The sequence below is a fragment of the Streptomyces sp. NPDC003038 genome (assembly GCF_040611115.1).
Lineage (GTDB): Bacteria > Actinomycetota > Actinomycetes > Streptomycetales > Streptomycetaceae > Streptomyces.
This window is the reverse complement of sequence record NZ_JBEXNN010000004.1, coordinates 130559-157157: the sequence shown is the minus strand read 5'-3', so window position 1 is coordinate 157157 and position 26599 is coordinate 130559. Positions and strand designations below refer to the sequence as shown.

General features: G+C 69.5%; 23 protein-coding genes. 13 read left to right on the top strand and 10 right to left on the bottom strand.

Features of this window, described 5'->3' with window-relative positions; translation table 11 throughout:
* Positions 1 to 66 precede the first annotated feature (66 nt).
* The 4 genes from rplI to rpsF all read right to left on the bottom strand — a co-directional run bounded on the left by rplI (position 67) and on the right by rpsF (position 1777).
* Positions 67 to 513 (bottom strand): 50S ribosomal protein L9, encoded by a 447-nt coding sequence (gene rplI, locus ABZX75_RS07285; RefSeq protein ID WP_355408771.1) that lies wholly within the window; start codon positions 511 to 513, stop codon positions 67 to 69.
* Positions 514 to 531: 18 nt separating this feature from the next.
* Positions 532 to 768 (bottom strand): 30S ribosomal protein S18, encoded by a 237-nt coding sequence (gene rpsR / locus ABZX75_RS07280; protein ID WP_003956534.1) that lies wholly within the window; start codon positions 766 to 768, stop codon positions 532 to 534.
* Between the two features lie 43 nt (positions 769 to 811).
* On the bottom strand, positions 812 to 1414 hold the full coding sequence (locus ABZX75_RS07275; protein WP_355408769.1) for a single-stranded DNA-binding protein: 603 nt from the start codon (positions 1412 to 1414) through the stop codon (positions 812 to 814).
* A 72-nt stretch (positions 1415 to 1486) separates the two neighbouring features.
* Complete coding sequence (gene rpsF, locus ABZX75_RS07270) at positions 1487 to 1777, bottom strand: 30S ribosomal protein S6 (protein ID WP_004950685.1); 291 nt, start codon at positions 1775 to 1777, stop codon at positions 1487 to 1489.
* 250 nt (positions 1778 to 2027) lie between these two features.
* On the opposite strand from rpsF, the gene ABZX75_RS07265 reads away from it, so the two are divergent.
* The 3 genes from ABZX75_RS07265 to ABZX75_RS07255 all read left to right on the top strand — a co-directional run bounded on the left by ABZX75_RS07265 (position 2028) and on the right by ABZX75_RS07255 (position 4694).
* A complete protein-coding gene (locus tag ABZX75_RS07265) occupies positions 2028 to 2342 on the top strand; it encodes a hypothetical protein (protein ID WP_355408767.1) in 315 nt (104 codons plus the stop codon).
* Between the two features lie 131 nt (positions 2343 to 2473).
* Positions 2474 to 3592, top strand: a complete 1119-nt coding sequence (locus ABZX75_RS07260) for a peptidoglycan bridge formation glycyltransferase FemA/FemB family protein (protein WP_355408765.1) — start codon at positions 2474 to 2476, stop codon at positions 3590 to 3592.
* 70 nt (positions 3593 to 3662) lie between these two features.
* On the top strand, positions 3663 to 4694 hold the full coding sequence (locus ABZX75_RS07255) for an alanine racemase (RefSeq protein ID WP_355408763.1): 1032 nt from the start codon (positions 3663 to 3665) through the stop codon (positions 4692 to 4694).
* 25 nt (positions 4695 to 4719) lie between these two features.
* Here the strand turns inward: ABZX75_RS07255 and ABZX75_RS07250 are convergent, their stop codons facing one another.
* Positions 4720 to 6180 (bottom strand): glycosyltransferase 87 family protein, encoded by a 1461-nt coding sequence (locus ABZX75_RS07250; RefSeq protein WP_355408761.1) that lies wholly within the window; start codon positions 6178 to 6180, stop codon positions 4720 to 4722.
* A 129-nt stretch (positions 6181 to 6309) separates the two neighbouring features.
* A complete protein-coding gene (locus ABZX75_RS07245) occupies positions 6310 to 8877 on the bottom strand; it encodes a transglycosylase domain-containing protein (protein ID WP_355408759.1) in 2568 nt (855 codons plus the stop codon).
* A 274-nt stretch (positions 8878 to 9151) separates the two neighbouring features.
* On the opposite strand from ABZX75_RS07245, the gene ABZX75_RS07240 reads away from it, so the two are divergent.
* The 3 genes from ABZX75_RS07240 (at position 9152) to ABZX75_RS07230 (ending at position 12248) form a co-directional block, all read left to right on the top strand.
* Entirely contained in the window at positions 9152 to 9754 is a 603-nt protein-coding gene (locus ABZX75_RS07240; RefSeq protein WP_355408757.1) for a helix-turn-helix transcriptional regulator, read from the top strand.
* 49 nt (positions 9755 to 9803) lie between these two features.
* Positions 9804 to 10886, top strand: a complete 1083-nt coding sequence (locus ABZX75_RS07235; protein ID WP_355408755.1) for an inositol-3-phosphate synthase — start codon at positions 9804 to 9806, stop codon at positions 10884 to 10886.
* 105 nt (positions 10887 to 10991) lie between these two features.
* Positions 10992 to 12248 carry an MFS transporter gene (locus tag ABZX75_RS07230; RefSeq protein ID WP_355408753.1) on the top strand — a complete coding sequence of 419 codons (1257 nt, stop codon included), beginning with the start codon at positions 10992 to 10994 and terminating at the stop codon, positions 12246 to 12248.
* A gap of 91 nt (positions 12249 to 12339) precedes the next feature.
* Here the strand turns inward: ABZX75_RS07230 and ABZX75_RS07225 are convergent, their stop codons facing one another.
* Positions 12340 to 13806: a CCA tRNA nucleotidyltransferase gene (locus ABZX75_RS07225; RefSeq protein WP_355408751.1), complete on the bottom strand. Its 1467-nt coding sequence runs from the start codon at positions 13804 to 13806 to the stop codon at positions 12340 to 12342.
* 186 nt (positions 13807 to 13992) lie between these two features.
* Between ABZX75_RS07225 and ABZX75_RS07220 the strand changes: the two genes are divergently transcribed.
* The 7 genes from ABZX75_RS07220 (at position 13993) to trxA (ending at position 23448) form a co-directional block, all read left to right on the top strand.
* Positions 13993 to 16254 (top strand): DUF6049 family protein, encoded by a 2262-nt coding sequence (locus ABZX75_RS07220; protein ID WP_355408749.1) that lies wholly within the window; start codon positions 13993 to 13995, stop codon positions 16252 to 16254.
* A 46-nt stretch (positions 16255 to 16300) separates the two neighbouring features.
* Entirely contained in the window at positions 16301 to 18475 is a 2175-nt protein-coding gene (murJ, locus tag ABZX75_RS07215) for a murein biosynthesis integral membrane protein MurJ (protein ID WP_355408747.1), read from the top strand.
* A gap of 117 nt (positions 18476 to 18592) precedes the next feature.
* Positions 18593 to 20323: a protein kinase family protein gene (locus tag ABZX75_RS07210; protein WP_355408745.1), complete on the top strand. Its 1731-nt coding sequence runs from the start codon at positions 18593 to 18595 to the stop codon at positions 20321 to 20323.
* Between the two features lie 25 nt (positions 20324 to 20348).
* Positions 20349 to 21044 carry an RNA polymerase sigma factor SigM gene (sigM, locus tag ABZX75_RS07205; RefSeq protein WP_355408743.1) on the top strand — a complete coding sequence of 232 codons (696 nt, stop codon included), beginning with the start codon at positions 20349 to 20351 and terminating at the stop codon, positions 21042 to 21044.
* The gene (locus ABZX75_RS07200) at positions 21041 to 21970 is read left to right on the top strand and encodes a hypothetical protein (protein WP_355408741.1); all 930 of its coding nucleotides are present in this window, start codon (positions 21041 to 21043) and stop codon (positions 21968 to 21970) included. The genes sigM and ABZX75_RS07200 overlap by 4 nt, the downstream gene beginning before the upstream one ends.
* A 125-nt stretch (positions 21971 to 22095) precedes the next feature.
* On the top strand, positions 22096 to 23055 hold the full coding sequence (trxB, locus tag ABZX75_RS07195; protein WP_355408739.1) for a thioredoxin-disulfide reductase: 960 nt from the start codon (positions 22096 to 22098) through the stop codon (positions 23053 to 23055).
* A 51-nt stretch (positions 23056 to 23106) separates the two neighbouring features.
* A complete protein-coding gene (trxA, locus tag ABZX75_RS07190) occupies positions 23107 to 23448 on the top strand; it encodes a thioredoxin (RefSeq protein WP_030839308.1) in 342 nt (113 codons plus the stop codon).
* 63 nt (positions 23449 to 23511) lie between these two features.
* On the opposite strand, the gene ABZX75_RS07185 is transcribed toward trxA, so the two are convergent.
* The 3 genes from ABZX75_RS07185 to ABZX75_RS07175 all read right to left on the bottom strand — a co-directional run bounded on the left by ABZX75_RS07185 (position 23512) and on the right by ABZX75_RS07175 (position 26462).
* Positions 23512 to 24129, bottom strand: coding sequence for a GNAT family N-acetyltransferase (locus tag ABZX75_RS07185; protein WP_355408737.1), 618 nt, complete (start codon positions 24127 to 24129; stop codon positions 23512 to 23514).
* A gap of 156 nt (positions 24130 to 24285) precedes the next feature.
* The gene (locus ABZX75_RS07180) at positions 24286 to 25380 is read right to left on the bottom strand and encodes a ParB/RepB/Spo0J family partition protein (protein ID WP_355408735.1); all 1095 of its coding nucleotides are present in this window, start codon (positions 25378 to 25380) and stop codon (positions 24286 to 24288) included.
* Positions 25377 to 26462: a ParA family protein gene (locus ABZX75_RS07175; protein ID WP_355408733.1), complete on the bottom strand. Its 1086-nt coding sequence runs from the start codon at positions 26460 to 26462 to the stop codon at positions 25377 to 25379. The genes ABZX75_RS07180 and ABZX75_RS07175 overlap by 4 nt, the downstream gene beginning before the upstream one ends.
* Positions 26463 to 26599: the final 137 nt, after the last annotated feature.

Sequence of the window (26599 nt, the reverse complement as noted above, 5' to 3'; positions counted from 1 at the left end):
GTCCGCCCGCCCGGGCAACGACGAAGGGCCGCACCCCAGCGGGGTGCGGCCCTTCGTGTGCAGCACTTAGGCGGCGACGACCTCGACACCAAGGTTCGCGACGACCTCGGCGTGCAGACGCACGGAGACCTGGTACGAACCGAGGGTCTTGATCGGGGACGCCAGCTCAACGCGGCGCTTGTCGACCTTCGGACCACCGGAAGCCTCGATCGCCGTGGCGATGTCGGCCGGGGTCACGGAGCCGAAGAGGCGGCCGGTGTCACCCGAACGGGTGGCCAGACGCACCTTCACGCCCTCGAGCTTGGCCTTGAACTCGTTGGCCTGCTCGATGGTCGCGATCTCGTGGATCTTGCGGGCGCGGCGGATCTGCGCCACGTCCTTCTCGCCACCCTTGGTCCAGCGGATCGCGAAACCACGCGGGACCAGGTAGTTGCGAGCGTAACCGTCCTTGACGTCGACGACATCGCCGGCGGTACCGAGGCCAGAGACCTCGTGGGTCAGGATGATCTTCATTAGTCGGTCACCCTTTCCTTATCGCGCGGTGGACGTGTAGGGCAGCAGCGCCATCTCACGGCTGTTCTTCACTGCCGTGGCGACGTCACGCTGGTGCTGCGTGCAGTTGCCGGTGACGCGGCGGGCACGGATCTTGCCGCGGTCGGAAATGAACTTCCGCAGCATGTTCGTGTCCTTGTAGTCCACGTACACGGTCTTGTCCTTGCAGAACGCGCAGACCTTCTTCTTAGGCTTGCGCACAGGCGGCTTCGCCATTGTGTCTCTCCTGTGTGATCAAGAAGTGGGGATGCGAGCTGCCCTAGAAGGGCGGCTCGTCCGAGTAGCCACCGCCGGAGCCGCCGGTGCCGCCAGAGCTTCCGCCCCAGCCGCCCCCGCCGCCCTGCGGCTGCTGGCCGCCGGCCGGCGCGCTGGACGCCCACGGGTCGTCGGAGGGAGCTCCGCCGCCCTGCGGGGCACCGCCACTGGGGGCTCCACCCCAGTTGCCGCCGCCACCCTGCTGCTGACCGCCGCCGCCGTATCCACCCTGACCGCCGCGACCGGTGGTCTTGGCGACCTTGGCCGTGGCGTTCTTGAGGCTGGGGCCGACTTCCTCGACGTCCAGCTCGTAGACCGTGCGCTTGACACCCTCACGGTCCTCGTAGGACCGCTGCTTCAGCCGGCCCTGCACGATGACGCGCATGCCCCGCTGAAGGGACTCCGCGACGTTCTCCGCCGCCTGACGCCAGACCGAGCAGGTCAGGAACAGGCTCTCGCCGTCCTTCCACTCATTGGTCTGCTTGTCGAAAGTGCGGGGAGTGGACGCGACACGGAACTTCGCGACCGCCGCACCCGAGGGGGTGAAGCGCAGCTCGGGGTCGTCGACGAGATTGCCGACGACCGTGATGACGGTCTCGCCTGCCATGGATGAACCTCTCGGCGGGGATTGCTGCTGGGCTGCTGGGCTACTCGATCCCGATTACCGCTGAACCGAAGTTCAGTGGGTCTCGGGGCGAAGGACCTTGGTCCGGAGAACCGACTCGTTCAGGTTCATCTGCCGGTCGAGCTCCTTGACGACCGCAGGCTCGGCCTGCAGGTCGATGACCGAGTAGATGCCCTCGGGCTTCTTCTTGATCTCGTAAGCGAGACGACGACGGCCCCAGGTGTCGACCTTCTCGACCTTTCCGTTGCCCTCACGGACGACGGAGAGGAAGTTCTCGATCAGCGGGGAGACAGCGCGCTCCTCGAGATCGGGGTCGAGGATGACCATCACTTCGTAGTGACGCATGTGGAACCCACCTCCTTTGGACTCAGCGGCCACGGTCGATCCGTGGCAGGAGGGTCGTGATGCGTACGCACGGCGTCCAAGAGCAGACACCGCGCAGACCGTACAGACTACCTGCTCGGCTCCTTCCGGTTGAAATCCGGCGGGAGGGGGCCACAATCTGTATCCATCGGGTGTGCTCGGTGCTATGCCCCCGGCTCCCGCCGGAGGCGGCCCGCAGCACCGCTCTGCTTCAGCCAGGAGGTGCCTTCCGATGGCACAGGCAATGCGACCCCAGTCCTCGATCTCCCTGCTCGCGACCGACGGCAAGCCCCACCCGCTGCAGGACGTCCTGGTGGCGGTCACCTTGATCCTCGGCGCCGTGGCGTTCGTCACGGGGTTCTTCGACCACCTGCACCTGCTGAGCTCGTGGACCGGTCTGATCGGGATCCTGAGCGGCGCCTACGGACAGTTCATCTCCGTCACGACACGCGAGCGCTTCGCGCTGATCGTCGGCCTTGGCGCCGCTGGTGTCGGCTTCTTCCTCGGCATGGCCCACGGAGGCCTCTTCGGCGGCTGGCTGGGCTGACCGGGCGACCTCCGCGACAGGGCGCCGGCCTCTCACCGGCCCGGGTCCGGCCCGTCCCCCAGATGGGTGGCGCCCCTGTCGCAGTAGGCTTCGCGCCATAGCCAGCGAAGCCGCCGGAGGAGACGCCCCGCATGAGCCTGTCCCTGAGGACCATCAGCCGAGAGCAGCATCTGGGTTATCTCCAGAGTCTGCCCTCGGCTAGCCACTGCCAGGTCCCGGCGTGGGCCGACGTGAAGAACGAGTGGCGTTCGGAGAACCTCGGTTGGTTCGACGGATCCGGTGAACTCGTCGGCGCCGCGCTCGTGTTGTACCGGCAACTGCCCAAGGTGAAGCGGTACCTCGCGTACCTGCCCGAGGGCCCCGTCATCAACTGGTACGCCCCCAATCTGGAGGAGTGGATCCAGCCGATGCTGGCGCACCTCAAGCAGCAGGGCGCCTTCACCGTGAAGATGGGTCCGCCCGTCGTCATCCGCCGCTGGAACTCGGCCGCCATCAAGGCCGGCATCCAGGACCCGGACGTCAAGCGCCTGCGTGACGTGGAGGCCTCGGTCATCGAGCCCCGCGCCTTCGAGGTGTCCGACAAGCTCCGCCGCATGGGCTGGCAGCAGGCCGAGGACGGCGGCGCCGGTTTCGGCGACGTCCAGCCCCGCTACGTCTTCCAGGTCCCGCTGGCCAACCGCTCGCTGGACGATGTCCTCAAGGGCTTCAACCAGCTGTGGCGCCGCAACATCAAGAAGGCCGAAAAGGCCGGCGTCGAGGTCGTCCAGGGCGGCTACGACGACCTGCCGACCTGGCAGCACCTGTACGAGATCACGGCCGAGCGCGACAAGTTCCGCCCGCGCCCGCTCAGCTACTTCCAGCGCCAGTGGACGGCCCTCAACTCCGAGGACCCCAACCGGATGCGGCTCTACATCGCCCAGCACGAGGGGGAGCCGCTGGCCGCCGCCACGATGCTCACCGTCGGCCAGCACGTCTGGTACTCGTACGGCGCCTCCGCCAACCACAAGCGCGAGGTGCGGCCCTCGAACGCGATGCAGTGGCGCATGCTGCGCGACTCGTACGCGCTCGGCGCGAGCGTGTACGACCTGCGCGGCATCTCTGACACGCTGGACGAGAACGACCACCTGTTCGGCCTGATCCAGTTCAAGGTCGGCACGGGCGGCGAGGCAGTCGAGTACGTCGGCGAGTGGGACTTCCCGCTCAACAAGGTGCTGCACAAGGCGCTCGACATCTACATGTCGCGCCGCTGACCTCACCCCCACCCCACCCACCCACGCACCGCTGCACCACGCAGCCATTCAGGAGAGGTTCCGGACGGGCATGGCGCTCACGCTCTACGTCGACACCGCGCGCTGGCGTGCGCACCAGAAGCAGATCCAGGACCAGTACCCCGGCTTGATCCCGGTCTGCAAGGGCAACGGCTACGGCTTCGGCCACGAGCGGCTCTGCGAAGAGGCGACCCGGATGGGCGCCGACGTCCTGGCCGTCGGAACGACGTACGAGGCCGCCAGCATCAAGGACTGGTTCGGGGGCGACCTGCTCGTCCTCACCCCCTTCCGGCGCGGCGAGGAGCCGGTGCCGCTGCCGGACCGGGTCATCCGCTCGGTGTCCTCGGTGGACGGGGTCCGCGGCCTGGTCGGCGCCCGGGTGGTCATCGAGTGCATGAGCTCGATGCGCCGTCACGGCGTCTGCGAGCAGGACCTGGGCCAGCTGCACGCGGCGATCGAGGACGTCCGGCTGGAGGGCTTCGCCCTGCACCTGCCGCTGGACCGCCCGGACGGTTCGGACGCCGTCGAGGAGGTCATCGCCTGGATGGACCGGCTGCGCGCGGCCCGGCTCCCGCTGCACACGATGTTCGTCAGCCACCTGCGGACCCAGGAACTGGCGCGGCTTCAGCAGCAGTTCCCGCAGACCCGCTTCCGGGCCCGCATCGGCACCCGGCTGTGGCTGGGCGACCACGAGGCGACCGAGTACCGCGGCGCGGTCCTCGACGTCACGCGCGTCGCCAAGGGCGACCGATTCGGCTACCGGCAGCAGAAGGCCGCCTCCGACGGCTGGTTGGTCGTGGTCGCCGGCGGTACGTCGCACGGCGTCGGCCTGGAGGCCCCCAAGGCCCTCCACGGCGTGATGCCGCGCGCCAAGGGCGTTGCCCGGGCGGGCCTGGCCACGGTCAACCGGAACCTGTCGCCGTTCGTGTGGGCGGGCAAGCAGCGCTGGTTCGCGGAGCCGCCGCACATGCAGGTGTCGATCCTGTTCGTGCCGTCCGACGCCACCGAGCCGAAGGTCGGCGACGAGCTGGTGGCGCACCTGCGCCACACCACCACGCAGTTCGACCGGGTGCTGGACGCCTGAGCCGTCCTGGGACCGGCCGGCCCGGTCAGTCCCTGGGGCCCGTGCCCCAGTCGACCCGCTGTGCCTCCGAGGGCGTCGCGTACTGCGGCGCCCTCGCCGCGTCCGACAGCACGAACACGTCCTGCGCCCCGTCCAGGACACCGCCGGAGGGGTCGTCCGAGCCGTCGCGTCGTACGACGTCCCGCTCGGGCAGCAGGATGTCGCGGACGACGACCGCGCACAGGTAGAGGGTGCCCAGCAGGTGGGCGGCGATCGCCAGCTGGTAGCCCTCGGTCGGCAGGCCCTGGTGCTTGTCGCCGCTGGTCGTGTAGGCCAGGTAGAACCAGATGCCGAGGAAGTACAGGACCTCGCCGGCCTGCCAGATCAGGAAGTCCCGCCAGCGCGGCCGGGCCAGAGCGGCGAGCGGAATGAGCCACAGCACGTACTGCGGCGAGTAGACCTTGTTGGCCAGGATGAAGACGGCCACGACCAGGAACGCGAGCTGCGCGAAGCGCGGCCGTCGCGGGGCGGTCAGCGTGAGCAGGCCGATTCCCGCGCACAGCAGCAGCGTCAGCCCGGTCGCGTACGTGTTGGCCCCGTCCAGGGGGTTCCCGGAGCGCTGGGAGATCAGCAGCCACACGGAGCCGAAGTCGATGGGCCGTTCCTGGCTGAACGTGTAGAACTTCGTCCAGCCCTCCCAGGCCAGGTACATGACGGGCAGGTTGACCACGAGCCAGGCGCCGGCCGCGCCGAGGGCGGCAGCGCCGAAGGCACGCCACTTACCGGCCCGCCAGCAGAGCACGAACAGCACCCCGAGCAGCAGGACGGGATAGAGCTTGGCCGCGGTGGCCAGGCCGACGAGGACGCCGAAGAGCACCGTCCGGCCGCGGGACCACATGAGCATCGCGGCGGCGGTCAGGGCGATGGCCAGCAGGTCCCAGTTGATCGTCGACGTGAGTGCGAAGGCGGGCGCGAGGGCGAAGAGGAGCGCGTCCCAGGGCCGGCGCCGGTGGGTACGGGCGACGCACACGGCGATGACCGCGGCGCAGACCATCAGCATGCCCGCGTTGACCATCCAGTACATCTGTTCGCGGTGCTGCATGGAGCCGCTGCCGGGCGTCATCCAGGAGGCGATCTCCATGAAGAGTCCGGTGAGCACCGGGTACTCCAGGTACTCCATGTCGCCGGGCAGCCGGTCGAAGTAGGGCGTCAGGTTGTCGGCGAATCCGCGTACCGCGTACAGGTGCGGGATGTCGGAGTAGCAGGCGTGGGTGTACTGCGAGCCCGCTCCCTGGAACCACGCCCAGTCGTAGCAGGGCAGCTTCTGCACCATGCCCAGCGCGAACATGCCGATGGCGACGAGGACGACGACCCGGACCGGGCCCAGCCAGTGGCCGCCCAGCCGCGCATGGCGGCCGAGCGGGCCGCCGATGAGCTCACTGCCTGCTGCGGCGACCTCGTCCTGCTGGGTGGGCAGTACGGGGCGGTCCTCGTGCACCTTCGTCATGCGCTCATCCTGCCGTACGGGAAGGGACATGGGGGAAGGCCGTCGCACGGGGGTGCGACGGCCTTCGTCAGCTCGCATGGCGGGGCGTGTCGGCCGGCTGAGCCGGCCGGCCGTACCGACCGGCTGTGGTCACTCGGTACGGAAGCCGGACGGCCATTCCGTGGCGCCCGGGCGGCCCGGTCGTGCCGTGTTCGTCGGTGAGGGCTCTCCGGTGGCTCCGCCGTCGGCGCCGGGGCTCGGGCTGGGCGAGGCGTCCTCCGGGTCGCAGTACAGCTCCCACGGCTTGCAGGACGGCTTGCCGCCCTTGGTCGGGGACGGGGAGGACGGCGGAGGGGAGCTCGGCGGCGGTGGCGTGGACGGCGGCGCCGAGGGCGTGGGGACCGCCGAGGGCGTGGGCGAGGGCGCACCGACCTCGTCCGCGATGACGCCGATGTCCTCGGCCTCCGGGAAGCGCGTGACGGGGGTGCCCTTGAGCGCTTCCCGCATGTACTCGGTCCAGATCGCGGCCGGGATGTCACCACCGTGGATGGAGTCGGTGCCGCCCACTCGGTTCATGGAGATCAGTTTCTTCTCCGCCGAGGTGGGGTCGGTGCGGAACAGGGTGACGGCGGTGGACAGCTCGGGGGTGTAGCCGACGAACCACGCCGACTTGTTCTCGTCCGTGGTACCGGTCTTGCCCGCGGCGGGCCGCTCCAGTGCCTTGGCCTTCTTGCCCGTGCCGTTCTGGACGACGTTCTCCAGGACCTTGGTGACGTTGTCCGCGATGGAGTCGTCCATGGCCTTCTCGGGCTTGGTGCGGTCGAAGCCCGGCACCTCGTCGCCGTCCTTCTCCACCTGGGTCACGAAGTACGGCTCGTAGTGCGTACCGGAGGCGGCGAAGGTGGCGTACGAGCTGGCCATCCGGATGGCGCTCGGGGTCGAGGTACCGAGCGCGAAGGACGCGTCGTTGTTCGGGTTCATCGAGTCCTCGAGGATGCCGGTGGACTTGGCCACCTCGCGGACCTTGGCGTGGCCGACGTCGAAGACGAGCTGGGCGAAGGGCACGTTGATGGACTTCTCCATCGCCTCGTTGAGGGTCACGTACCCGAAGGGCTCGGGGCTCTCGTTCTTCTGCCGGAACGGCTTGCCGGATCCGTCGAGCAGCGGCTGGCCCTGCCGGTTCTTGATCACGGTCAGGTCATTGGCCATGTACTTGCTGTCGACCGCCAGGCCCCGGCCGTCCGAGTTCTGGGTCCCGTACTGCATCGCCGCCGCCAGGACGTACGGCTTCCAGGTCGAGCCGACCGGGACGCCGATGGTGTTGGCGTTGTTGGTGAAGTGCTTCTTGTCCCAGCCCGGTCCGCCGTACAGGGCGACGACGGCGCCGTTCTTCGGGTTCACGGACGCGGCGCCGAACTGGACGAACGTGTCGTATTCGGGGCGCTTCTTCTCGTCGAGGAAGTTGTCGCGGGTGTCCTCGACGGCCTTGACCAGGGCGTCCACCTTCGGCTTCTGGAAAGTGGTCCTGATCGTGTAGCCGCCCAGGGCCATCTGCTCGGCGGTGATGCCCGTGGTCTTCATCACGTACTGCTTGGCCGTCTCGACCAGGTAGCCGGTCTGTCCGGACATGCCGCGGGCCTGCGCGGACTCGACGAGCGCCGGGAATTTCGTGTACTGCGCCCGCTCCGAGGCGTCCATCCGGCCCACCTCGACCTCGCGGTCCAGCACCCAGGCCCAGCGCTTCTCCGCCCTGACCGTGTTCAACTCGGGCGTAGCCGCCGGGCCGATGCCGCCGTCCGGGTTGTACAGGTTGGGCCCCTTGAGCACGGCGGCCAGGAAGGCGCTCTCGGAGGGGTTCAGCTCCGTGCAGTCCTTGCCGAAGTAGGCACGGGAGGCCGCCTGGATCCCGTAGGCGTCCCGTCCGTAGTAGGCGGTGTTGAGGTAGCCCGCGAGGACCTTGTCCTTCTCCTCGGAGACACCGAGCTTCAAGGCGATGAAGAGCTCGGTGACCTTCCGCTTGATCGTCTGCTCGGAGTCCAGGTAGTTGTTCTTCACGTACTGCTGGGTGATGGTGGAGCCGCCCTGCGTGGAACCGCCCGTGGCCATGTTCCACACGGCGCGGGCGATGCCCATCGGGTCGACGCCCTTGTCCGTCTCGAAGGATTCGTTCTCCGCGGCGATCACGGCGTTCCGCATGGAGAGGGGGATGTCGGCGATCTGCACGATCTGCCGGTTCATCGAGCCGCCGGTCGCGACCATCTGGCTTCCGTCGTCCCATTGGAAGACGTTGTTCTGCGCCTGGGCCGCCTTGTTCGGGTCGGGCGTGTTCACCATGGCGATGCCGACGCCGGTCCCGGCGGTGATGATCGCGAAGAAGCCCAGGGCGGTGCCGCCGACGAACTTCCAGGACGGTACGAAGCGCTTCCAGCCGTCTCTGTCCGACCGCGGGTAGTTGATCAGCCTCTTGTCCGGGCGGCCGGCGCCGCGGCCGGCTCTTCCGGCGCCGCGACCACGGCCCGCGGATCCTCGCTGGGCGGCCCGGCGGGCGCCGGCCCGTCCGCCGTGGGCGGGCTGGTCCGCGTAGGGTCCGCTGGGCGACGCGGTGGGGACGTCGCGGCCGGCGTCGGCGCCCCGGCCGGGGCGCTGCTGGGCGGCCCGGCGGGCCGAGGCTCGTCCGCCACCCTGGGGCTGCGGCGGTTTGCGGCGGTGCTCGCTCATCGAACGACTACTCCTCGGGCAGGCGAGTGGCCTGGAAGCGGCAGATGAATTCCGGTCCCCCCGGTGTCATGGCGCACAGACTACGCACGGCCAAAAGCCGCTCAGTGCCGAAATTCACCCCAAACCCGGCAACTCGCTTCGTACGAATCGGTGATGTGACGCCGGTCACCATGTCACCCCTTGTCGTCGGCCGCGCACCGCTCTATCGTCTGGATGTATCGAGTCGATACATCAGCTCGGTATAAAGACTCAGAGTCGGAGGAGAGGCAGGCGGATGAGCAGGCGCTCAGGCATCCTCGAATTCGCCGTCCTCGGCCTGCTTCGCGAATCCCCCATGCACGGCTACGAGCTGCGCAAACGGCTCAACACCTCGCTGGGGGTGTTCAGAGCGTTCAGCTACGGGACGCTTTATCCGTGCCTCAAGACGCTGGTCGCCAACGGCTGGTTGATCGAAGAACCGGGCAACGCCCCGGAAGACGCTCTGGCCGCTTCACTCGCAGGGCGCCGCGCCAAGATCGTCTACCGGTTGACGGCCGCGGGTAAGGAGCACTTCGAGGAGCTCCTCTCCCATACGGGACCCGATACCTGGGAGGACGAGTCCTTCGCCGCCCGCTTCGCCTTCTTCGGCCAGACCGAACGAGACGTGCGCATGCGGGTACTGGAGGGCCGCCGCAGCCGGCTGGAGGAGCGACTCGAGAAGATGCGCGCGTCACTGGCCCGTACGCGGGAGCGCCTCGACGACTACACGCTGGAGCTACAGCGTCACGGCATGGAATCCGTAGAGCGCGAAGTGCGCTGGCTGAACGAGATCATCGAGAGCGAGCGGGCGGGACGGGATCGGAGACGATCCGGTCCGCCCGACGAAACTGCAAAATGAGGCCTGCATCTCGCAGGCCTCGTCCGAGAACAAACAGGGAGCAACCGGAATGGGTTCGGTTCGCGTAGCCATCGTCGGCGTAGGCAACTGCGCCGCCTCGCTGGTGCAGGGCGTCGAGTACTACAAGGACGCCGACCCGGCGGCCAAGGTCCCCGGTCTGATGCACGTCCAGTTCGGCGACTACCACGTGCGTGACATCGAGTTCGTCGCCGCGTTCGACGTCGACGCGAAGAAGGTCGGCCTCGACCTTTCGGACGCCATCGGCGCCAGCGAGAACAACACCATCAAGATCTGCGACGTCCCGAACACCGGTGTGACCGTGCAGCGCGGCCACACCCTGGACGGCCTGGGCAAGTACTACCGCATGACGATCGAGGAGTCCCCCGAGGCTCCGGTCGACGTGGTCCAGATCCTCAAGGACCGCCAGGTCGACGTGCTGATCTGCTACCTGCCCGTCGGCTCGGAGGACGCGGCGAAGTTCTACGCCCAGTGCGCCATCGACGCCAAGGTCGCCTTCGTCAACGCCCTCCCGGTCTTCATCGCCGGCACCAAGGAGTGGGCTGACAAGTTCACCGAGGCCGGTGTCCCGATCGTCGGTGACGACATCAAGTCGCAGGTCGGCGCCACCATCACGCACCGTGTGATGGCGAAGCTGTTCGAGGACCGCGGTGTCCGTCTTGAGCGCACCATGCAGCTCAACGTCGGCGGCAACATGGACTTCAAGAACATGCTCGAGCGCGACCGCCTGGAGTCGAAGAAGATCTCCAAGACGCAGGCCGTCACCTCGCAGATCCCCGACCGTGAACTCGGCGAGAAGAACGTCCACATCGGCCCCTCCGACTACGTGGCGTGGCTCGACGACCGCAAGTGGGCCTACGTCCGCCTCGAAGGCCGCGCCTTCGGCGATGTCCCGCTGAACCTCGAGTACAAGCTCGAAGTGTGGGACTCCCCGAACTCGGCCGGTGTCATCATCGACGCCCTGCGCGCCGCGAAGATCGCCAAGGACCGCGGTATCGGCGGCCCGATCCTGTCGGCGTCCAGCTACTTCATGAAGTCCCCGCCGGTGCAGTACTTCGACGACGAGGCCTACGCCCAGGTCGAGAAGTTCATCAAGGGCGAGGTCGAGCGCTAGTCGAACCCCAAGGGTCCTCTGGACACCTGGACTTCGGCTGTTCTTCCGCGGAGGGTCCCCGGGCAATGCGCCCGGGGACCCTCCGCGTGTGTGACCCTTTGCCTCATGCCTGTCGTACGGGATCTGCGCGTGCTCCTGCGGCTGAGGGACTTCCGCAACCTGCTCGGCGTACGGCTGCTCTCCCAAGCGGCGGACGGCGTCTACCAGGTCGCGCTCGCCACCTACGTGGTGTTCTCCCCGGAGAAACAGACCTCGCCGGCGGCCATCGCCTCGGCCATGGCGGTACTGCTGCTGCCCTACTCCGCGATCGGCCCCTTCGCCGGAGTGCTGCTCGACCGCTGGCGCCGCCGCCAGGTCTTCCTCTACGGCAATCTGCTGCGGGCCCTCCTCGCCTGCGTCACCGGAATCCTGATCGTCGCGCACGTCCCCGACTGGCTGTTCTACGCCTCGGCGCTGTCCGTGACCGCGGTCAACCGCTTCGTCCTCGCGGGGCTCGCCGCCTCCCTGCCCCATGTCGTCGGCCCCGACCAGCTGGTCACCGCGAACGCTCTCTCCCCCACCGCCGGAACCCTCGCGGCGACCGCCGGTGGAGGGCTGGCGTTCCTCGTCCGCCTGCTGGCCTCCGACTCCGACGCCCTCGTCGTCCTGCTCGGCGCCGCGCTCTACCTGTGCGCGGCGCTCGTCTCCCTGCGCCTTGCCATCGGCCTCCTCGGACCCGACCACCCGCCGGGCCGCCCCGGCCCCTCGGTCGCCGAAGGGGTCGTCCACACCGTCCGCGGCATGGCCCAGGGGCTGCGGCACCTGGCCGACCGGCGAGACGCAGCCCAGGCGCTCGCCGCGATGAGCATCATGCGGTTCTGCTACGGGGCGCTGACCGTCATGCTGCTCATGCTCTGCCGCCACTCCTGGTCGGACAACGAATCCGAAGGGCTGGCCCTGCTGGGCCTCGCGGTCGGTGTCTCCGGAGCCGGATTCTTCACGGCCGCCGTCGTCACCCCCTGGATGGTGGGCAGGCTGGGCACCCGGGGCTGGATCACCGCCTGCTCCGCCGGCGCCGCCGTCCTCGTCCCGGCGCTCGGCCTGTTCTTCGCCCCCGAGCCGATACTCGCCGCCGCGTTCATCCTCGGGCTCGCCACTCAGGGCGCCAAGATCTCCACCGACACCGTCGTGCAGTTCCGGGTGGACGACGAGTTCCGCGGCCGCGTCTTCTCCGTCTACGACGTGCTGTTCAACGTGGCGTTCGTGGGCGCGGCCGGCGTGGCCGCCCTCATGCTTCCCCCGGACGGGCGGTCCACGATCCTGATCCTGTGCGTGACCGCGCTCTACGCCGCGACCACGACGCTCCTGATGCGACGCTCGTAAGCCGCCCGCGTCGATGTTTCACGTGAAACATCGACCACCCCGACGGTTTCACGTGAAACATCGACCGCACCGACTCGGACAGCCGTACCCGTCAGGCCTGCGCGGCCCACCACTCCTTGAGCGCGGCGACCGCTTCCTCGCGCTCCATCGGGCCGTTCTCCAGCCGTAGCTCCAGCAGGAAGGCGTAGGCCTTGCCGATCACCGGACCAGGGCCGACCTCCAGCACCCGCATGATCTCGTTGCCGTCGAGGTCGGGCCGGATCGCGTCCAGCTCCTCCTGCTCCTGGAGCTGCGCGATGCGCTCCTCCAGCCCGTCGTAGGTACGGGAGAGGGCGTTCGCCTTGCGCTTGTTGCGCGTGGTGCAGTCGGACCGGGTCAGCTTGTGCAGGCGCTCCAGCAGCGGACCGGCGTCGCGGACATAGCGTCGTACCGCGGAGTCGGTCCACTCCCCGTCCCCGTAGCCGTGGAAGCGCAAGTGCAGCTCCACCAGCCGGGACACGTCCCTGACCATGTCGTTGGAGTACTTCAGCGCGGTCATGCGCTTCTTGGTCATCTTCGCGCCCACCACCTCGTGGTGGTGGAAGGAGACCCGGCCGTCGCTCTCGAACCGGCGGGTGCGGGGCTTGCCGATGTCGTGGAGCAGGGCCGCGAGCCGCAGCACCAGGTCCGGGCCGTCCTCCTCCAGCGCCATCGCCTGCTCCAGCACGATCAGGGAGTGGTCGTAGACGTCCTTGTGCCGGTGGTGCTCGTCGCTCTCCAGCCGCAGCGCGGGAAGCTCGGGCAGCACCCGGTCGGCCAGCCCGGTGTCCACGAGCAGGCCGAGGCCCTTGCGCGGGTTGGCGGAGAGGATCAGCTTGTTCAGCTCGGCCTGGACCCGCTCCGCCGAGACGATCTCGATCCGGTCCGACATCGCCTTCATCGCAGCCACGACCTCCGGGGCGACCTCGAAGTCCAGCTGCGCCGCGAACCGCGCCGCCCGCATCATCCGCAGCGGATCGTCGGAGAAGGAGTCCTCCGGGGTGCCGGGGGTGCGCAGGATGCCGGCAGCCAGGTCCTCCAGGCCGCCGTGCGGATCGATGAACTCCTGCTCCGGCAGGGCCAGGGCCATGGCGTTGACGGTGAAATCGCGCCGGACCAGGTCCTCCTCGATCGAGTCACCGTAGGAGACCTCGGGCTTGCGCGAGGTGCGGTCGTACGCCTCCGAGCGGTACGTCGTCACCTCGATCTGGAAGTTCCGTTCGGCGTCCGCGACCCGGGCCGCCTTCTGCGCACCGACCGTCCCGAAGGCGATACCGATGTCCCACACCGAGTCCGCCCACGGCCGGACGATCTTCAGGACCTCCTCGGGCAGGGCATCGGTGGTGAAGTCGAGATCATTGCCGAGACGCCCGAGCAGCGCGTCGCGGACGGACCCGCCGACCAGGGCGAGGCTGAAGCCCGCCTCCTGGAATCGGCGGCCGAGCTCGTCGGCGACAGGGGCGACCCGCAGCAGTTCACTCACCGCGCGGCGCTGCACCTGACTCAGGGCACTGGGGTTGTCTTCGTTGGCGTTCGGCACAACAGAAAAGGGTACGTGCCCGGCCCGGCGGGGGCTTCCCCCTTTTACGGCGACCCCGGCACAGGGCCCTGGCGGGGTCCAGCCGATCATGTGGAGCAAGGCGCGGCACTCGCGCACAGCAGGTCTCGTTACCATGCGTGGACGCACAGACGACGACCACTGACATTTCGAGGGACGGGCTAGCGCGTGGCCGAGGCGGCAGACATCCAGGGGCCAGTCCCCGCCCCTGTCCGGCGCCGGTGGCTGCGGCGCGCGGTCGTCCTGCTCGCCGGGACGCCGGTGCTCGCCGCCCTGGTCTACTCGCCCGCCCCGAAGGCACAGGCCGCCGAGGCGGCCGTCGACATCCAGCTCGACCACCTCGCCCCCACCGCTCCGGTCAAGGGCGACACCCTCACCATCTCCGGCACCGTGGTCAACAACAGCCGCGAGACGATCACCGAGGCCCATGTGGGTCTGCGGGTCGGACCCGCCCTGGGAGACCGCTCCGCCATCGAGGAGGCGGCGGAACGCAACGGTTTCCGCCCCGGGGCCGACCCGGGCGAGATCGACTCGGCCTACGCCGTGAAGATCTCCTCCCTGCCCTCGAAGGTCGGCCGGCAGTTCACCCTCACGGTCCCGGTGAACAAGCTGGAGCTGGACAAGGAGGGCGTCTACCAGCTCGGGGTCTCCCTGTCCGGGGTGACCCCCAGCCGCCCCTCCGAGCAGGTCCTCGGCATCCAGCGGACCTTCCTTCCCTGGCAGCCGGAGGCTGCGGCCAAACGCTCGCAGCTCACCTACGTGTGGCCGCTGATCTCCACCACCCGCGTGACGGCGGAGACCGGCTCGGACGAGCTGCAGACCCCCGTCTTCCTCGACGACTCCCTCACCGAGGAACTGCGGACGGGCGGCCGCCTGGAGCGGATGGTCGCTCTGGGCAAGGAGCTGCCCGTCACCTGGGTCATCGACCCCGACCTGCTCGCCACGGTCGACGCCATGACCAAGGGGTACCGGGTCCGCACCCCCGACGGGAAGTCCGTCCCGGGCAAGAACAAGGCCGTCGCGGAGCAGTGGCTGAGCTCCCTGGAAGCCGCCGTCCAGGGCAAGAAGGTCGTCGCGCTGCCCTTCGCCGACCCCGACCTCGCCTCCCTCGCCCACCAGGGCAAGGACGTCTCCGGCACCCTGGGACAGCTGCGGCCCGCCACCGACAAGGCGAAGCAGGCCGTCGAGACGGTCCTGCACGTGCCCGCCTCCACCGACTTCTCCTGGCCCGTGAACGGCGCCATCGACCCGGCGATCGTCAACGTGGCCACCTCGGCCGGCGCCCACAACGTCCTCACGCGCAGTGACAGCCTCGCGGAGACCGGGGCCCTCGCCCACACCCCCTCGGCCGCCCGGCCCATCGGCGCGGGCACCACCGCCGTCGTCGCGGACACCGAACTCTCCACCGCCTTCGAAGGCGACATGCTGAACGCCGAGAACTCAATCCTCGCCGTACAGCGCTTCCTCTCCCACAGCCTCGCCCTCAACCTCGAGCCGACCGACGAGCAGCGCAGCTTCGTCGTCGCCCCGCAGCGGATGCCGTCCGTCAGCCAGGTCGAGACGATGGCCGCCGCGGTACGCGGCCTCCAGGCCGGCCGCTGGAGCCAGCCCGCGGACCTCGAAGCCGCGGCCGCGGCCAAGCCGGACCCCGGCGCCGCCACGCAGGTACCGGGAGCCGGGCAGTATCCCGAGGCGCTGCGCAAGCAGGAGCTGCCGGTGTCCGCCTTCGAGAAGATCCGCACCACCCAGAACACCGTCGACCACTTCAAGGTCATCCTCGCCGCCCCCGACCGCGTCGAGATCCCCTTCGGCAACACCACCAACCGGGAGATGTCCGTTTCCTGGCGCGGCCGCCCCGAGGAAGCCCGGATCTACCGGGACCAGGCGCAGGAGTACCTGATCGGTCTGACCGAGAAGGTCAAGGTCATCCCCAAGTCGGACGCCACCCTCTCCGGACGCAGCGCCACCATCCCGGTCAGCGTCCAGAACAGCCTCCTCCAGGACGTCCACGGCCTCGTCCTGCGCGTCAAGTCCGCCAACCCCACCCGCCTGATGTTCGGCGACAGCGGCGAGGCGGAGCAGGAAGTCACGGTCCAGGGCGGACACAGCCAGACGATCAAGTTCGACGCCAACGCCACCGCGAGCGGCCCGGTTGAGGTCACCGCGCGGCTCTTCACCAAAGACGGCGTCCCCTACGGCAAGGAACGCAAGTTCACCGTCGAGGCCACCGAGATCACCCCCACCGTCATGCTCGTCATCGCCGGCGGTGTGCTCCTCCTGGTCCTCGCAGGCGTCAAGATGTACGCCAGCCGCAAGCGCGTCGCGGCGCGTGCCGCCGCCGAGGAGAGCACGCAGCCGAGTGATGAGTCCCCGGACACCGGACCGCAAAGCACGGACGGGTCCGGCACGGGTGAGACAGTGGACCGTTGAGCGACGCTGTGGCCGGTCGGCCAGGGGACGATGAGGTGGGGTTTCGATGAACGCGCCGTACGACGGTGACCGCGCGCAGGGCACTGGTGGGCCTGCGCCCTCCCAGGGCACTGCCCCGGGCACCCCGGTGCCCGGGCAGGTTCCCGCACCTGCGCCCGCGCCGGACCACGACCCGTATGTCCAGGATGCCTACGACTACGACCCGTACCGGTCCCAGGACCTGTCCGCCCAGGATCCCGTCGCCGAGGTCCTGTACGACCGGGCCGCGCACCCCCCGCCGCCGCCCGGCACCTACCAGGAGCCCGGTCCGCTCTACGCGGCGCCCACGGCGCCCGCGTACGCCCCCGACCCGCGCGTCTGGGCCCAGACCCCGCCGCCCGAGCCGGACGGGCCCTCGCGCCACCTTCCGTACGGCGACCGCCCCACCACCACCGAGTTCGTCGGCGTGGACTCCCTCGTCACCAGGGCCTCCGAGGAACAGCCCGAACCGGACGCCTTCGCCCACCTCTACCGGGACCAGCAGGCGGCGCCCCGCACCCCCGCCGAGGAGGCCCCCGTGGCCGCCCCGGCACCCAGCAAGCCCGCCGGACGCGCCTCCAGCCTCCTCAAATCCAGCGCCCTCATGGCCGCCGGCACGATCGTCTCCCGCATCACCGGCTTCCTGCGGACCCTGGTCATCGCCGGAGCCATCGGTGTCGGCACGTTCAACGACACGTACCAGATCGCCAACACCCTGCCCACGATGATCTACGTGCTGGTCGGAGGCGGCGCACTCAACGCCGTCTTCATCCCGCAACTGGTCCGGGCCATGAAGAACGACAGCGACGGCGGACAGGCCTACGCCAACCGGCTGCTGACCCTCGTCGTGGTCCTGCTGGCCGCCATCACCACCATCTGCGTCCTGGCCGCACCGGTGTTCATCACGATGATGTCGCCGAAGATCGCCTCGGACCCCCAGCAGATGGACGTGGCGGTCGCCTTCGCCCGCTACTGCCTGCCCACCATGTTCTTCATGGGCGTCCACGTGGTGCTCGGTCAGATCCTCAACGCCCGCGGCCGCTTCGGCGCGATGATGTGGACCCCCGTCCTCAACAACATCGTGGTCATCGCCACCTTCGGCGCCTTCATCTGGGCCTTCGGCGGCTTCACCACCTCCGGCGTCAACGCCACCACCGTCACCGCCGACGGCGTCCGCCTGCTCGGCCTGGGCACCCTCCTGGGCCTCACCGTCCAGGCCCTCGCGATGCTGCCCTACCTGCGCGACGCCGGCTTCGCCCCGCGCCTGCGCTTCGACTGGAAGGGCCACGGCCTCGGCAAGGCCGCCCGCCTGGCCAAGTGGACGTTCTTCTTCGTCCTCGCCAACCAGATCGGCCTCGTCGTCGTCACCCAGCTCGCCACCTGGGCCGGCTCCGTCGCCGAGAAGCAGGGCCACCCCGGTACCGGCATCACCGCCTACAACTACGCACTGCTGCTGTGGCAGATGCCGCAGGCCATCATCACCGTCTCCGTCATGACGGCCGTCCTGCCCCGCATCTCCCGCTCCGCGCACGACGGGGACGCCGCCGCCGTCCGCGACGACATCTCCTACGGGCTGCGCACCTCGGCCGTCGCGATCGTGCCCTGCGCCTTCGCCTTCCTCGCCCTCGGCGTCCCCATGGCGACCCTGCTCTACGCCGGATCCGGCGCCGGCGCCCAGAACATCGGCTACGTCCTGATGGCCTTCGGCCTCGGACTGATCCCGTACTCCGTCCAGTACGTCGTCCTGCGCGGCTTCTACGCCTACGAGGACACCCGAACGCCCTTCTACAACACCGTCATCGTGGCCGCCGTCAACGCGGCGGTCTCCGCCGCCTCCTTCTTCGTGCTCCCCGCGCGGTGGGCGGTCGTCGGCATGGCCGCCGCCTACGGCCTCGGCTACACCGTCGGCGTCGGCGTCGCCTGGCGCCGCCTGCGCACCCGCCTCGGCGGCGACCTCGACGGCGCCCACGTGATGCGCACCTACGCCCGCCTCACCGGCGCCTGCGTCCCGGCCGCCGCCGCGGCAGGCGGCGCCGCCTACGGGGTCACCCAGTGGCTGGGCAGCGGAGTCATCGGTTCCGCCGCCGCCCTCCTCGCCGGCACCATCGCCCTGGCAGCCGTGTTCCTCATCGCCGCCAAGCGGATGCGGATCGAAGAACTCAACGCCATGGTCGGAATGGTTCGCGGACGTTTGGGGCGCTGATGCGCACAACCGTCGCCCCCCTTCGCGTGTCGTGCATAGCGGCGGACTGTGGGCACAATTGGCATGGCTTCGCAGACTGGCCTACAGCGCGCAACGGATGGGGAGGCGGGAACGACGGTGGCGGAACGTAGCACGGCTGCCGTCGACGTGGCCGACAACAGCGGCGACGAGCCGCTGACCGCGCAAGCGGTCAAGGCCACGGCCGACGGGGTGGACACCCAGAACGCACGAGCCGCGGACGGACCCATGCCCGAGAAGGACGGCGAACGCACCAACGCGGCCCCCGCGGCCGCACCCGAACTCCACAGCGGCCACAAACTCGCCAGGCGCTACCGCCTCGAGGAATGCGTCACCCGTGTGGACGGATTCAGCAGCTGGCGCGCGATGGACGAGAAGCTGCGCCGGGCCGTGGGCGTCCACCTGCTGCCCGCCGACCACCCGCGGGCCCGGTCCGTCCTGGCCGCCGCCCGCTCCTCCGCCCTGCTCGGCGACCCCCGGTTCGTCCAGGTCCTCGACGCCGTGGAAGAGAACGACCTCGTCTACGTCGTCCACGAATGGCTGCCCGACGCCACCGAGCTCACCGCACTCCTCGCCGCCGGTCCTTTCGAGGCCCACGAGGCCTACCAGCTCGTCAGCCAGATCTCCCAGGCCATGACCGCCGCACACCGCGAGGGCCTCGCCCACCTGCGCCTGACCCCGAGCGCGATACTGCGCACCTCCACGGGCCAGTACCGCATCCGCGGCCTCGCCGTGAACGCCGCCCTGCGCGGCATCACCAGCGAGACCCCGCAGCGCGCCGACACCGAAGCCATCGGCGCACTCCTCTACGCCGCCCTCACCCAGCGCTGGCCGTACGAGAACGACGCCTACGGCCTCACCGGGCTACCCAAGGGCGTCGGCCTCATCGCTCCCGACCAGGTCCGGGCCGGCGTCCACCGGGGTCTGGGCGAACTCGCCATGCGCGCCCTGGCCAACGACGGGGCCACCGCCTCCCGCCAGGAACCCGCCTGCACCACCCCCGAGGAGCTGGCCAAGGCGGTCGCCGCGATGCCCCGCATCAGGCCGCCCGAACCGGCGTTCACCGCCCCGCCCGAATACCAGCAGACCACCTACCAGCAAGGCAGTTACGGCCGGCCCACACCCTCCGGCATGCCCACCGGCCAGACCGTCACCGTCGTTCCGCCGCCGCCCCCGCTGCAGAGCCGCACCGGCAGGGCCCTCAAATGGGGTGTGGCCGCCCTGCTGATCGCCGCCCTCGGCCTCGGCAGCTGGCAGCTGGCGGACACCCTCCTGGACCGCGGCAACCAGGGCGACAGCGGCGGCACCGGCGGCACCGGCCAGACGCAGTCCACCACTGACGACTCCGCGCAGAAGAAGGAACCCGCACCCCTCGACATCAAGGGTGCCCAGGAGTACTACCCGGACGGCACCGCGCAGAACGCCGACGGCGTCTCCAAGAGCTACGACGGGGACGTATCCACCTACTGGCGCACCAAGAGCTTCTACGACGGCCCCGAGATGAAGGTCAAGGACGGTGTCGGCATCGTCTACGACCTCGGCGCCGAGCACGAGGTCACCTCCGCCTCGATAACGCTGAAGTTCGCCGGCGACCACACCACCCTCGCCCTGTACGCGACCGACTCCAAGAGCCCCAAGGGTTCCGTCGGCTCCATGAAGAAGATCGCGGGGACCACCACCTCGGAAAGCGCCCTTCAACTGACCGTCGAAACACCGGTCAAGACGCGCTACGTACTCCTGTGGATCACCGCCATGCCCCATTCCAGCACCTACGAGTACAGCGATCCCGGGTACAAGCAGGGCATCACGGACGTGAAGTTCACGGGCTGACCGCACAACCGGGGAGGGCTCACCGTTGGACGACGCGACACCCGGCGGCAGCAGCGACCAGGAACTCCTGGCCCTGCACGCCGCCGGAAACCCCGACGCCTTCGGGGAGCTCGTACGCCGTCACCGAGACCGGCTGTGGGCCGTGGCCCTGCGTACCCTCGGCGACCGCGAGGAGGCCGCCGACGCCGTGCAGGACGCCCTCGTCTCCGCCTACCGGGCCGCACACACCTTCCGCGGTGAATCCGCGGTCACCACCTGGCTGCACCGCATCACCGTCAACGCGTGCCTCGACCGCGCCCGCAAGGCCGCCTCCCGCAGGACCGCGCCCCTCGACGACACGGACCGCCTGGAGCGCCTTCTGGAGCCCCACGAATCCGCCGAGGCCCCCGCGGAGCGCCAGGACCTCCACCGCGAGCTCCTGGCCGCTCTCAGCACCCTCCCGCCCGAACAGCGAGCCGCGCTGGTCCTCGTCGACATGCAGGGATACCCCGTCGCCGAAGCAGCCCGCATCCTCGACGTCCCCACCGGCACCGTGAAGAGCCGGTGCGCCCGCGGGCGCGCGAAACTCGTCCCGATGCTCACTCATCTGCGCGCCGATGCCGGGGATAACACCGCATTCGAGCGGGGAAGGAACCGGACGCCGGGGACAGCCGTCCCACCAGCGGCAGACCCCAGGCATCCAGACCCAGACGCTGTGAAGGGCGGAGGTGGACGACCATGACCCCGGCGACTGGCATGCCCGGCACGACCGGCACGATCCGGCACCCGGACGTCTCGGAGATCTCCGACCTGACCGAAGGACTCCTCTCCCCGTCGCGTTCCGCCGAAGTCCGCCGCCACCTCGGCGACTGCGCCCTGTGCGCCGATGTCCGCGCCTCCCTGGACGAGATCCGCGGCCTCCTGGGCACCCTCCCGGGGCCGCCCCGGATGCCCGCCGAGATCGTGGGCCGCATCGACGCGGCCCTCGCCGCCGAAGCGCTCCTGGACTCCACCGCGCCCCGTGCCGCCGCAGCGGATCGCGATGTTTCACGTGAAACATCGCCCGCCGCACCGGTCGGCCCCGCCGCACACCGGCCTTCCGGTCACCCGTCCGGCCCATCCGGTCCCGGCAGACGCCGCGCGCGCCGCCGGATCGCCGTACTGGCAGGCCTGGCCGGAGCCGCAGCCTGCGCACTCGGAATCTTCCTGTTCAACGGCTTCTCCGGCACACCGCCCCGCGACACCGCCGCCCGCACCGACGCCCCTAGCTCCGCCACCCGGCACTCCGGCGACGACACCTACACCGCCCAGGGGCTCCGAAGCAGCGTCCAGCAGCTCCTGGCCTCCGGCCAGGGCGCCAAGACCGACCCGGGGAACCAGAACAACACCTACGGCATGGAGAACACCCCCACCGCTCCGGGACTCACCCCCGATGACCGCAGGGCCACCCCGGTCCCGGGATGCGTCCAGAGCGCCACCGGACGCCCCGACCTCCCGCTCGCCACCGAACGCGGCACCTACCAGGGGGCCGACGTCTACCTCCTCGTCCTGCCGCACCCCGGCGACTCCACCCGCGTGGACGCCTATCTCATCGCCGCGGGATGCGAGAACAGCGCTTCGGCCACCCCCGAGAAGCCTCTGCTGACCAGCACCTACCCTCGAAGCTGACACGTTGAGGTCCGCACAGGGACAGGCAGGGAATGCATGCGCCGTAGGATCCGTTGGGTGGGGTGACAGTCCACACCGGCCCCCCGGTAAGCAGCACGCAGTCCGCAGAGACGAGGAAGAAACCCGTGAGCGACGTCCGAAACGTGATCATCATCGGCTCCGGGCCGGCCGGTTACACCGCCGCCCTGTACACCGCACGTGCTTCGCTCAAGCCTCTGGTCTTCGAAGGTGCCGTCACCGCCGGTGGCGCGCTGATGAACACCACCGAGGTCGAGAACTTCCCCGGATTCCAGGACGGCATCATGGGCCCGGACCTCATGGACAACATGCGCGCCCAGGCCGAGCGCTTCGGCGCCGAGCTGGTCCCCGACGACATCGTGACCGTGGACCTCACCGGTGACATCAAGACCGTCACCGACACCGCCGGCACCGTGCACCGCGCGAAGGCCGTCATCATCACCACCGGCTCCCAGCACCGCAAGCTCGGCCTCCCCAACGAGGACGCGCTCTCCGGCCGCGGTGTCTCCTGGTGCGCCACCTGCGACGGGTTCTTCTTCAAGGACCAGGACATCGCCGTCGTCGGCGGCGGCGACACCGCGATCGAGGAAGCCACCTTCCTCTCCCGGTTCGCCAAGTCCGTCACGATCGTCCACCGCCGCGACAGCCTCCGCGCCTCGAAGGCCATGCAGGACCGTGCGTTCGCCGACCCGAAGATCACGTTCGCCTGGGACAGCGAGGTCGCCGAGATCCACGGCGAGCAGAAGCTCTCCGGCCTCACCCTGCGCAACACCAGGACCGGTGAGACCTCCGCGCTGCCCGTGACCGGCCTCTTCATCGCCGTCGGCCACGACCCGCGCACCGAGCTGTTCAAGGACCAGCTGGAGCTGGACGACGAGGGCTACCTCAAGGTCATCGCCCCCTCCACCCGGACGAACCTCACCGGCGTGTTCGGCGCGGGCGACGTCGTGGACCACACTTACCGTCAGGCCATCACCGCCGCCGGCACCGGCTGCTCCGCCGCCCTGGACGCCGAACGCTTCCTCGCCGCCCTCGCGGACGCCGAGCACGCCCACGCGACGGTCTGACCCCCGAACCACCCCCCACCCCACACCCCGCAGGAAAAGAAGGAGGCCGCTGTGGCCGGCACCCTCAAGAACGTGACCGACGCAGACTTCGACGCCGAGGTCCTCAGGAGCGACAAGCCCGTACTGGTGGACTTCTGGGCCGCCTGGTGCGGACCGTGCCGCCAGATCGCGCCGTCCCTCGAGGCCATCGCAGCCGAGTACGGCGACCAGATCGAGATCGTCAAGCTCAACATCGACGAGAACCCCGCCACGGCCGCCAAGTACGGCGTCATGTCGATCCCGACGCTCAACGTCTACCAGGGCGGCGAGGTCGCCAAGACCATCGTCGGCGCCAAGCCGAAGGCCGCCATCCTGCGCGACCTCGCCGACTTCGTCGAGGTCAAGACCGCCTGACGGTGCTGTGTTTCACGTGAAACGGGGCCGCCCCTCAAGGGCGGTCCCGTTCTCACATCCGGCTCACAGCGGACGCAGCGCCGGCTCTTTCCTCCCCGCGCCCAGCAGCCGGTCCAACGCCAGCTCCACGTCTTCCTTCCACGACAGCGTCGACCGCAACTCCAGCCGCAACCGCGGATGCACCGGGTGCGGCCGTACCGTCTTGAAGCCGACCGCCAGCAGATGGTCCGCCGGCAGCAGACAGGCGGGGCCCTCCCACCGCGCATCCCCGAACGCCTCGATCGCCCGGAACCCCCGCCGCAGCAGGTCCTTGGCCACCGTCTGGACCATCACCCGCCCGAGGCCCTGCCCCTGATAGCCCGGCATGATCCACGCCGTGATCAGCTGCACCGCGTCCGGAGACACCGGACTGGTCGGAAACGCCGTGGCCCGGGGCACGTACGCCGGTGGGGCATACAGCACGAAGCCCACGGGCACCTCGTCCACATAGACCACGCGACCGCAGGAGCCCCACTCCAACAGGACGGCGGAGATCCACGCCTCCTTCTGGAGCTCCGCGGTACCCGCCTTCACGGCGGCGTCACCGCTGACCGGGTCCAGTTCCCAGAACACACAGGACCGACAACGGAGGGGCAGATCCTGGAGGTTGTCCAGCGTGAGCGGTACCAGCCGACGACCCATGACCGCATCGTATCCACTGGGCCGCCCATCTTCGACGGCACAGCCCTTCGACAGCACAGACGGCGCGGCCCGGCACGGCGGCCGACAGCGCGGCACAGCGAAGGGGCGGACCGCACCGGTTACCACCGGCACGACCCGCCCCTCAGCGGTCCGGGATCACTCCCCGGAAAGACCCTGCTCCAGCACCCGGCCCTCGCCCGGCGCCAGCGTTCCCAGAATCCGCTCCAGATCCTCCATCGAGGCGAACTCGACGGTGATCTTTCCCTTCTTCTGGCCCAGATCCACCTTCACCCGCGTCTCGAACCGGTCCGACAGCCGCGTCGCCAGCTCGCTGAGCGCCGGAGCCACCCGAGCACCCGCCCGCGGCCCCTTCGGCTTCACCGTGCTGGAAGGCTCCGACCCCATCAGCGTCACGATCTCCTCGACCGCACGCACCGACAGCCCCTCGGCCACGATCCGATGCGCGAGCCGATCCTGCTCCCCGGAGTCCTCGACCGACAGCAGCGCACGCGCATGCCCTGCCGACAGCACTCCGGCTGCCACCCGGCGCTGCACCGACGGCGACAGCCTCAGCAGCCGCAGCGTGTTCGACACCTGCGGACGCGAGCGCCCGATGCGGTCCGCCAGCTGATCATGCGTGCATTTGAAGTCCTGGAGCAGCTGGTCGTACGCCGCGGCCTCCTCCAACGGATTCAGCTGCGCCCGGTGCAGATTCTCCAGGAGAGCGTCCAGCAGCAGCTTCTCGTCGTCCGTCGCCCGGATGATCGCCGGAATACGCTCCAGCCCGGCCTCCCGGCACGCCCGCCATCGCCGCTCACCCATGATCAGCTCATAGCGACCCGGAGCCGACTGCCGCACCACCACCGGCTGAAGCAGTCCCACCTCCTGAATGGAAGTCACCAGCTCCGCCAGCGCGTCCTCATCGAAGACCTCACGCGGCTGCCGCGGGTTCGGCGTGATCGAATCCATCGGCAGCTCGGCGAATGTCGCCCCCGCCACCTCATTGGCCTCGGTCGCCGGGCCGGGCTCGGGCGCAGGCGCCGGCACGACCGCCGACGATGTTTCACGTGAAACATCGGTCTGCGCCAGCGAAGCCAGCTTCGCCGCCGGGACCCCTCGTTCCGAAGTCAGCACCGGCACCGCCGACGGAGACGTCGAGCCGGCACTGATCGCCGGCGGCGTCCTCTCTTGCGGAGCCGCGGGGATCAGCGCACCGAGTCCCCGCCCCAGGCCCCTACGTCGCTCACTCACTGGATCCCCTCCGCCACACTCTGCGTGCTGTTCATGCCCGTGCCCAGATGGGCCTGCTGGGCGTCGTACTGCATTCCGACCCCACGGAACGCGATCTCCCGCGCCGCCTCCAGATAGGAGAGGGAGCCACTGGAACCCGGGTCATACGTGAGCACCGTCTGCCCATAGCTCGGCGCCTCGGAAATACGCACCGACCGCGGGATGCTCGTCCGCAGCACCTCCTTGCCGAAGTGGGTACGCACCTCCTCCGCCACCTGCGAGGCCAACCGCGTCCTGCCGTCGTACATCGTCAGCAGGATCGTCGACACGTGCAGCGTCGGATTCAGGTGGGCGCGCACGAGGTCGACATTGCGCAGGAGCTGACCCAGCCCCTCCAGCGCGTAGTACTCGCACTGGATCGGGATCAGCACCTCGGCGCCCGCCACCAGCGCGTTCACCGTCAGCAGCCCCAGCGACGGCGGGCAGTCGATCAGGATGTAGTCGAGCGGCTGCTCGTACGCCTGGATCGCCCGCTGCAACCTGCTCTCCCGCGCGACGAGCGACACCAGCTCGATCTCCGCACCCGCCAGATCGATCGTGGCGGGAGCGCAGAACAGGCCCTCCACATCCGCCACCGGCTGGACGACCTCCAGCAGCGGCCGGCTGTCCACGAGCACGTCGTAGATGGACGGCACATCGGCGTGGTGATCGATACCCAGCGCGGTGGACGCGTTGCCCTGCGGGTCGAGGTCGACCACCAAGACCCTCGCCCCGTGCAGGGCCAGCGAAGCCGCCAGATTCACGGTCGTCGTGGTCTTGCCCACGCCGCCCTTCTGGTTGGCGACCACGATGACCCTGGTCTGCTGCGGTCGGGGCAGCCCCTGGCCGGCACGGCCCAGCGCCTCGACGGCCAGCTGGGCGGATCGACCGATGGGGGTGTCGTTGTCTACGAGGGGCGACGATGTTTCACGTGAAACATCCTCGCCCGCCGATTCAGAGCGGGGACCGGGGACCGGATCGGCCATCGGCCCCGCGAGGTTGGCGTCGGACCGCACGGTGTCACTCTCCTCGACATCAGGCTCGCGATGAACAGAGACTGCCATGTCACCCGGGTCGCGAACCAGCGGGGCCCGTACTCCTGTGGATGAATCCACCGATGTGGACAACTCCGTCCCCCTCGCGTCCTTACGGTCACGGGCGGATGATGCCGCACGACCGCGGCTGATGATTCCGTGCAGCA

What these genes read in the sequence shown, in the direction of transcription:
- rplI (WP_355408771.1), bottom strand. Translation starts at nt 513, where the DNA reads ATGAAGATCATCCTGACCCACGAGGTCTCTGGCCTCGGTACCGCCGGC.
- rpsR (WP_003956534.1), bottom strand. Translation starts at nt 768, where the DNA reads ATGGCGAAGCCGCCTGTGCGCAAGCCTAAGAAGAAGGTCTGCGCGTTC.
- ABZX75_RS07275 (WP_355408769.1), bottom strand. Translation starts at nt 1,414, where the DNA reads ATGGCAGGCGAGACCGTCATCACGGTCGTCGGCAATCTCGTCGACGAC.
- rpsF (WP_004950685.1), bottom strand. Translation starts at nt 1,777, where the DNA reads ATGCGTCACTACGAAGTGATGGTCATCCTCGACCCCGATCTCGAGGAG.
- ABZX75_RS07265 (WP_355408767.1), top strand. Translation starts at nt 2,028, where the DNA reads ATGGCACAGGCAATGCGACCCCAGTCCTCGATCTCCCTGCTCGCGACC.
- ABZX75_RS07260 (WP_355408765.1), top strand. Translation starts at nt 2,474, where the DNA reads ATGAGCCTGTCCCTGAGGACCATCAGCCGAGAGCAGCATCTGGGTTAT.
- ABZX75_RS07255 (WP_355408763.1), top strand. Translation starts at nt 3,663, where the DNA reads ATGGCGCTCACGCTCTACGTCGACACCGCGCGCTGGCGTGCGCACCAG.
- ABZX75_RS07250 (WP_355408761.1), bottom strand. Translation starts at nt 6,180, where the DNA reads ATGACGAAGGTGCACGAGGACCGCCCCGTACTGCCCACCCAGCAGGAC.
- ABZX75_RS07245 (WP_355408759.1), bottom strand. Translation starts at nt 8,877, where the DNA reads ATGAGCGAGCACCGCCGCAAACCGCCGCAGCCCCAGGGTGGCGGACGA.
- ABZX75_RS07240 (WP_355408757.1), top strand. Translation starts at nt 9,152, where the DNA reads ATGAGCAGGCGCTCAGGCATCCTCGAATTCGCCGTCCTCGGCCTGCTT.
- ABZX75_RS07235 (WP_355408755.1), top strand. Translation starts at nt 9,804, where the DNA reads ATGGGTTCGGTTCGCGTAGCCATCGTCGGCGTAGGCAACTGCGCCGCC.
- ABZX75_RS07230 (WP_355408753.1), top strand. Translation starts at nt 10,992, where the DNA reads ATGCCTGTCGTACGGGATCTGCGCGTGCTCCTGCGGCTGAGGGACTTC.
- murJ (WP_355408747.1), top strand. Translation starts at nt 16,301, where the DNA reads ATGAACGCGCCGTACGACGGTGACCGCGCGCAGGGCACTGGTGGGCCT.
- ABZX75_RS07200 (WP_355408741.1), top strand. Translation starts at nt 21,041, where the DNA reads ATGACCCCGGCGACTGGCATGCCCGGCACGACCGGCACGATCCGGCAC.
- ABZX75_RS07185 (WP_355408737.1), bottom strand. Translation starts at nt 24,129, where the DNA reads ATGGGTCGTCGGCTGGTACCGCTCACGCTGGACAACCTCCAGGATCTG.
- ABZX75_RS07175 (WP_355408733.1), bottom strand. Translation starts at nt 26,462, where the DNA reads ATGGCAGTCTCTGTTCATCGCGAGCCTGATGTCGAGGAGAGTGACACC.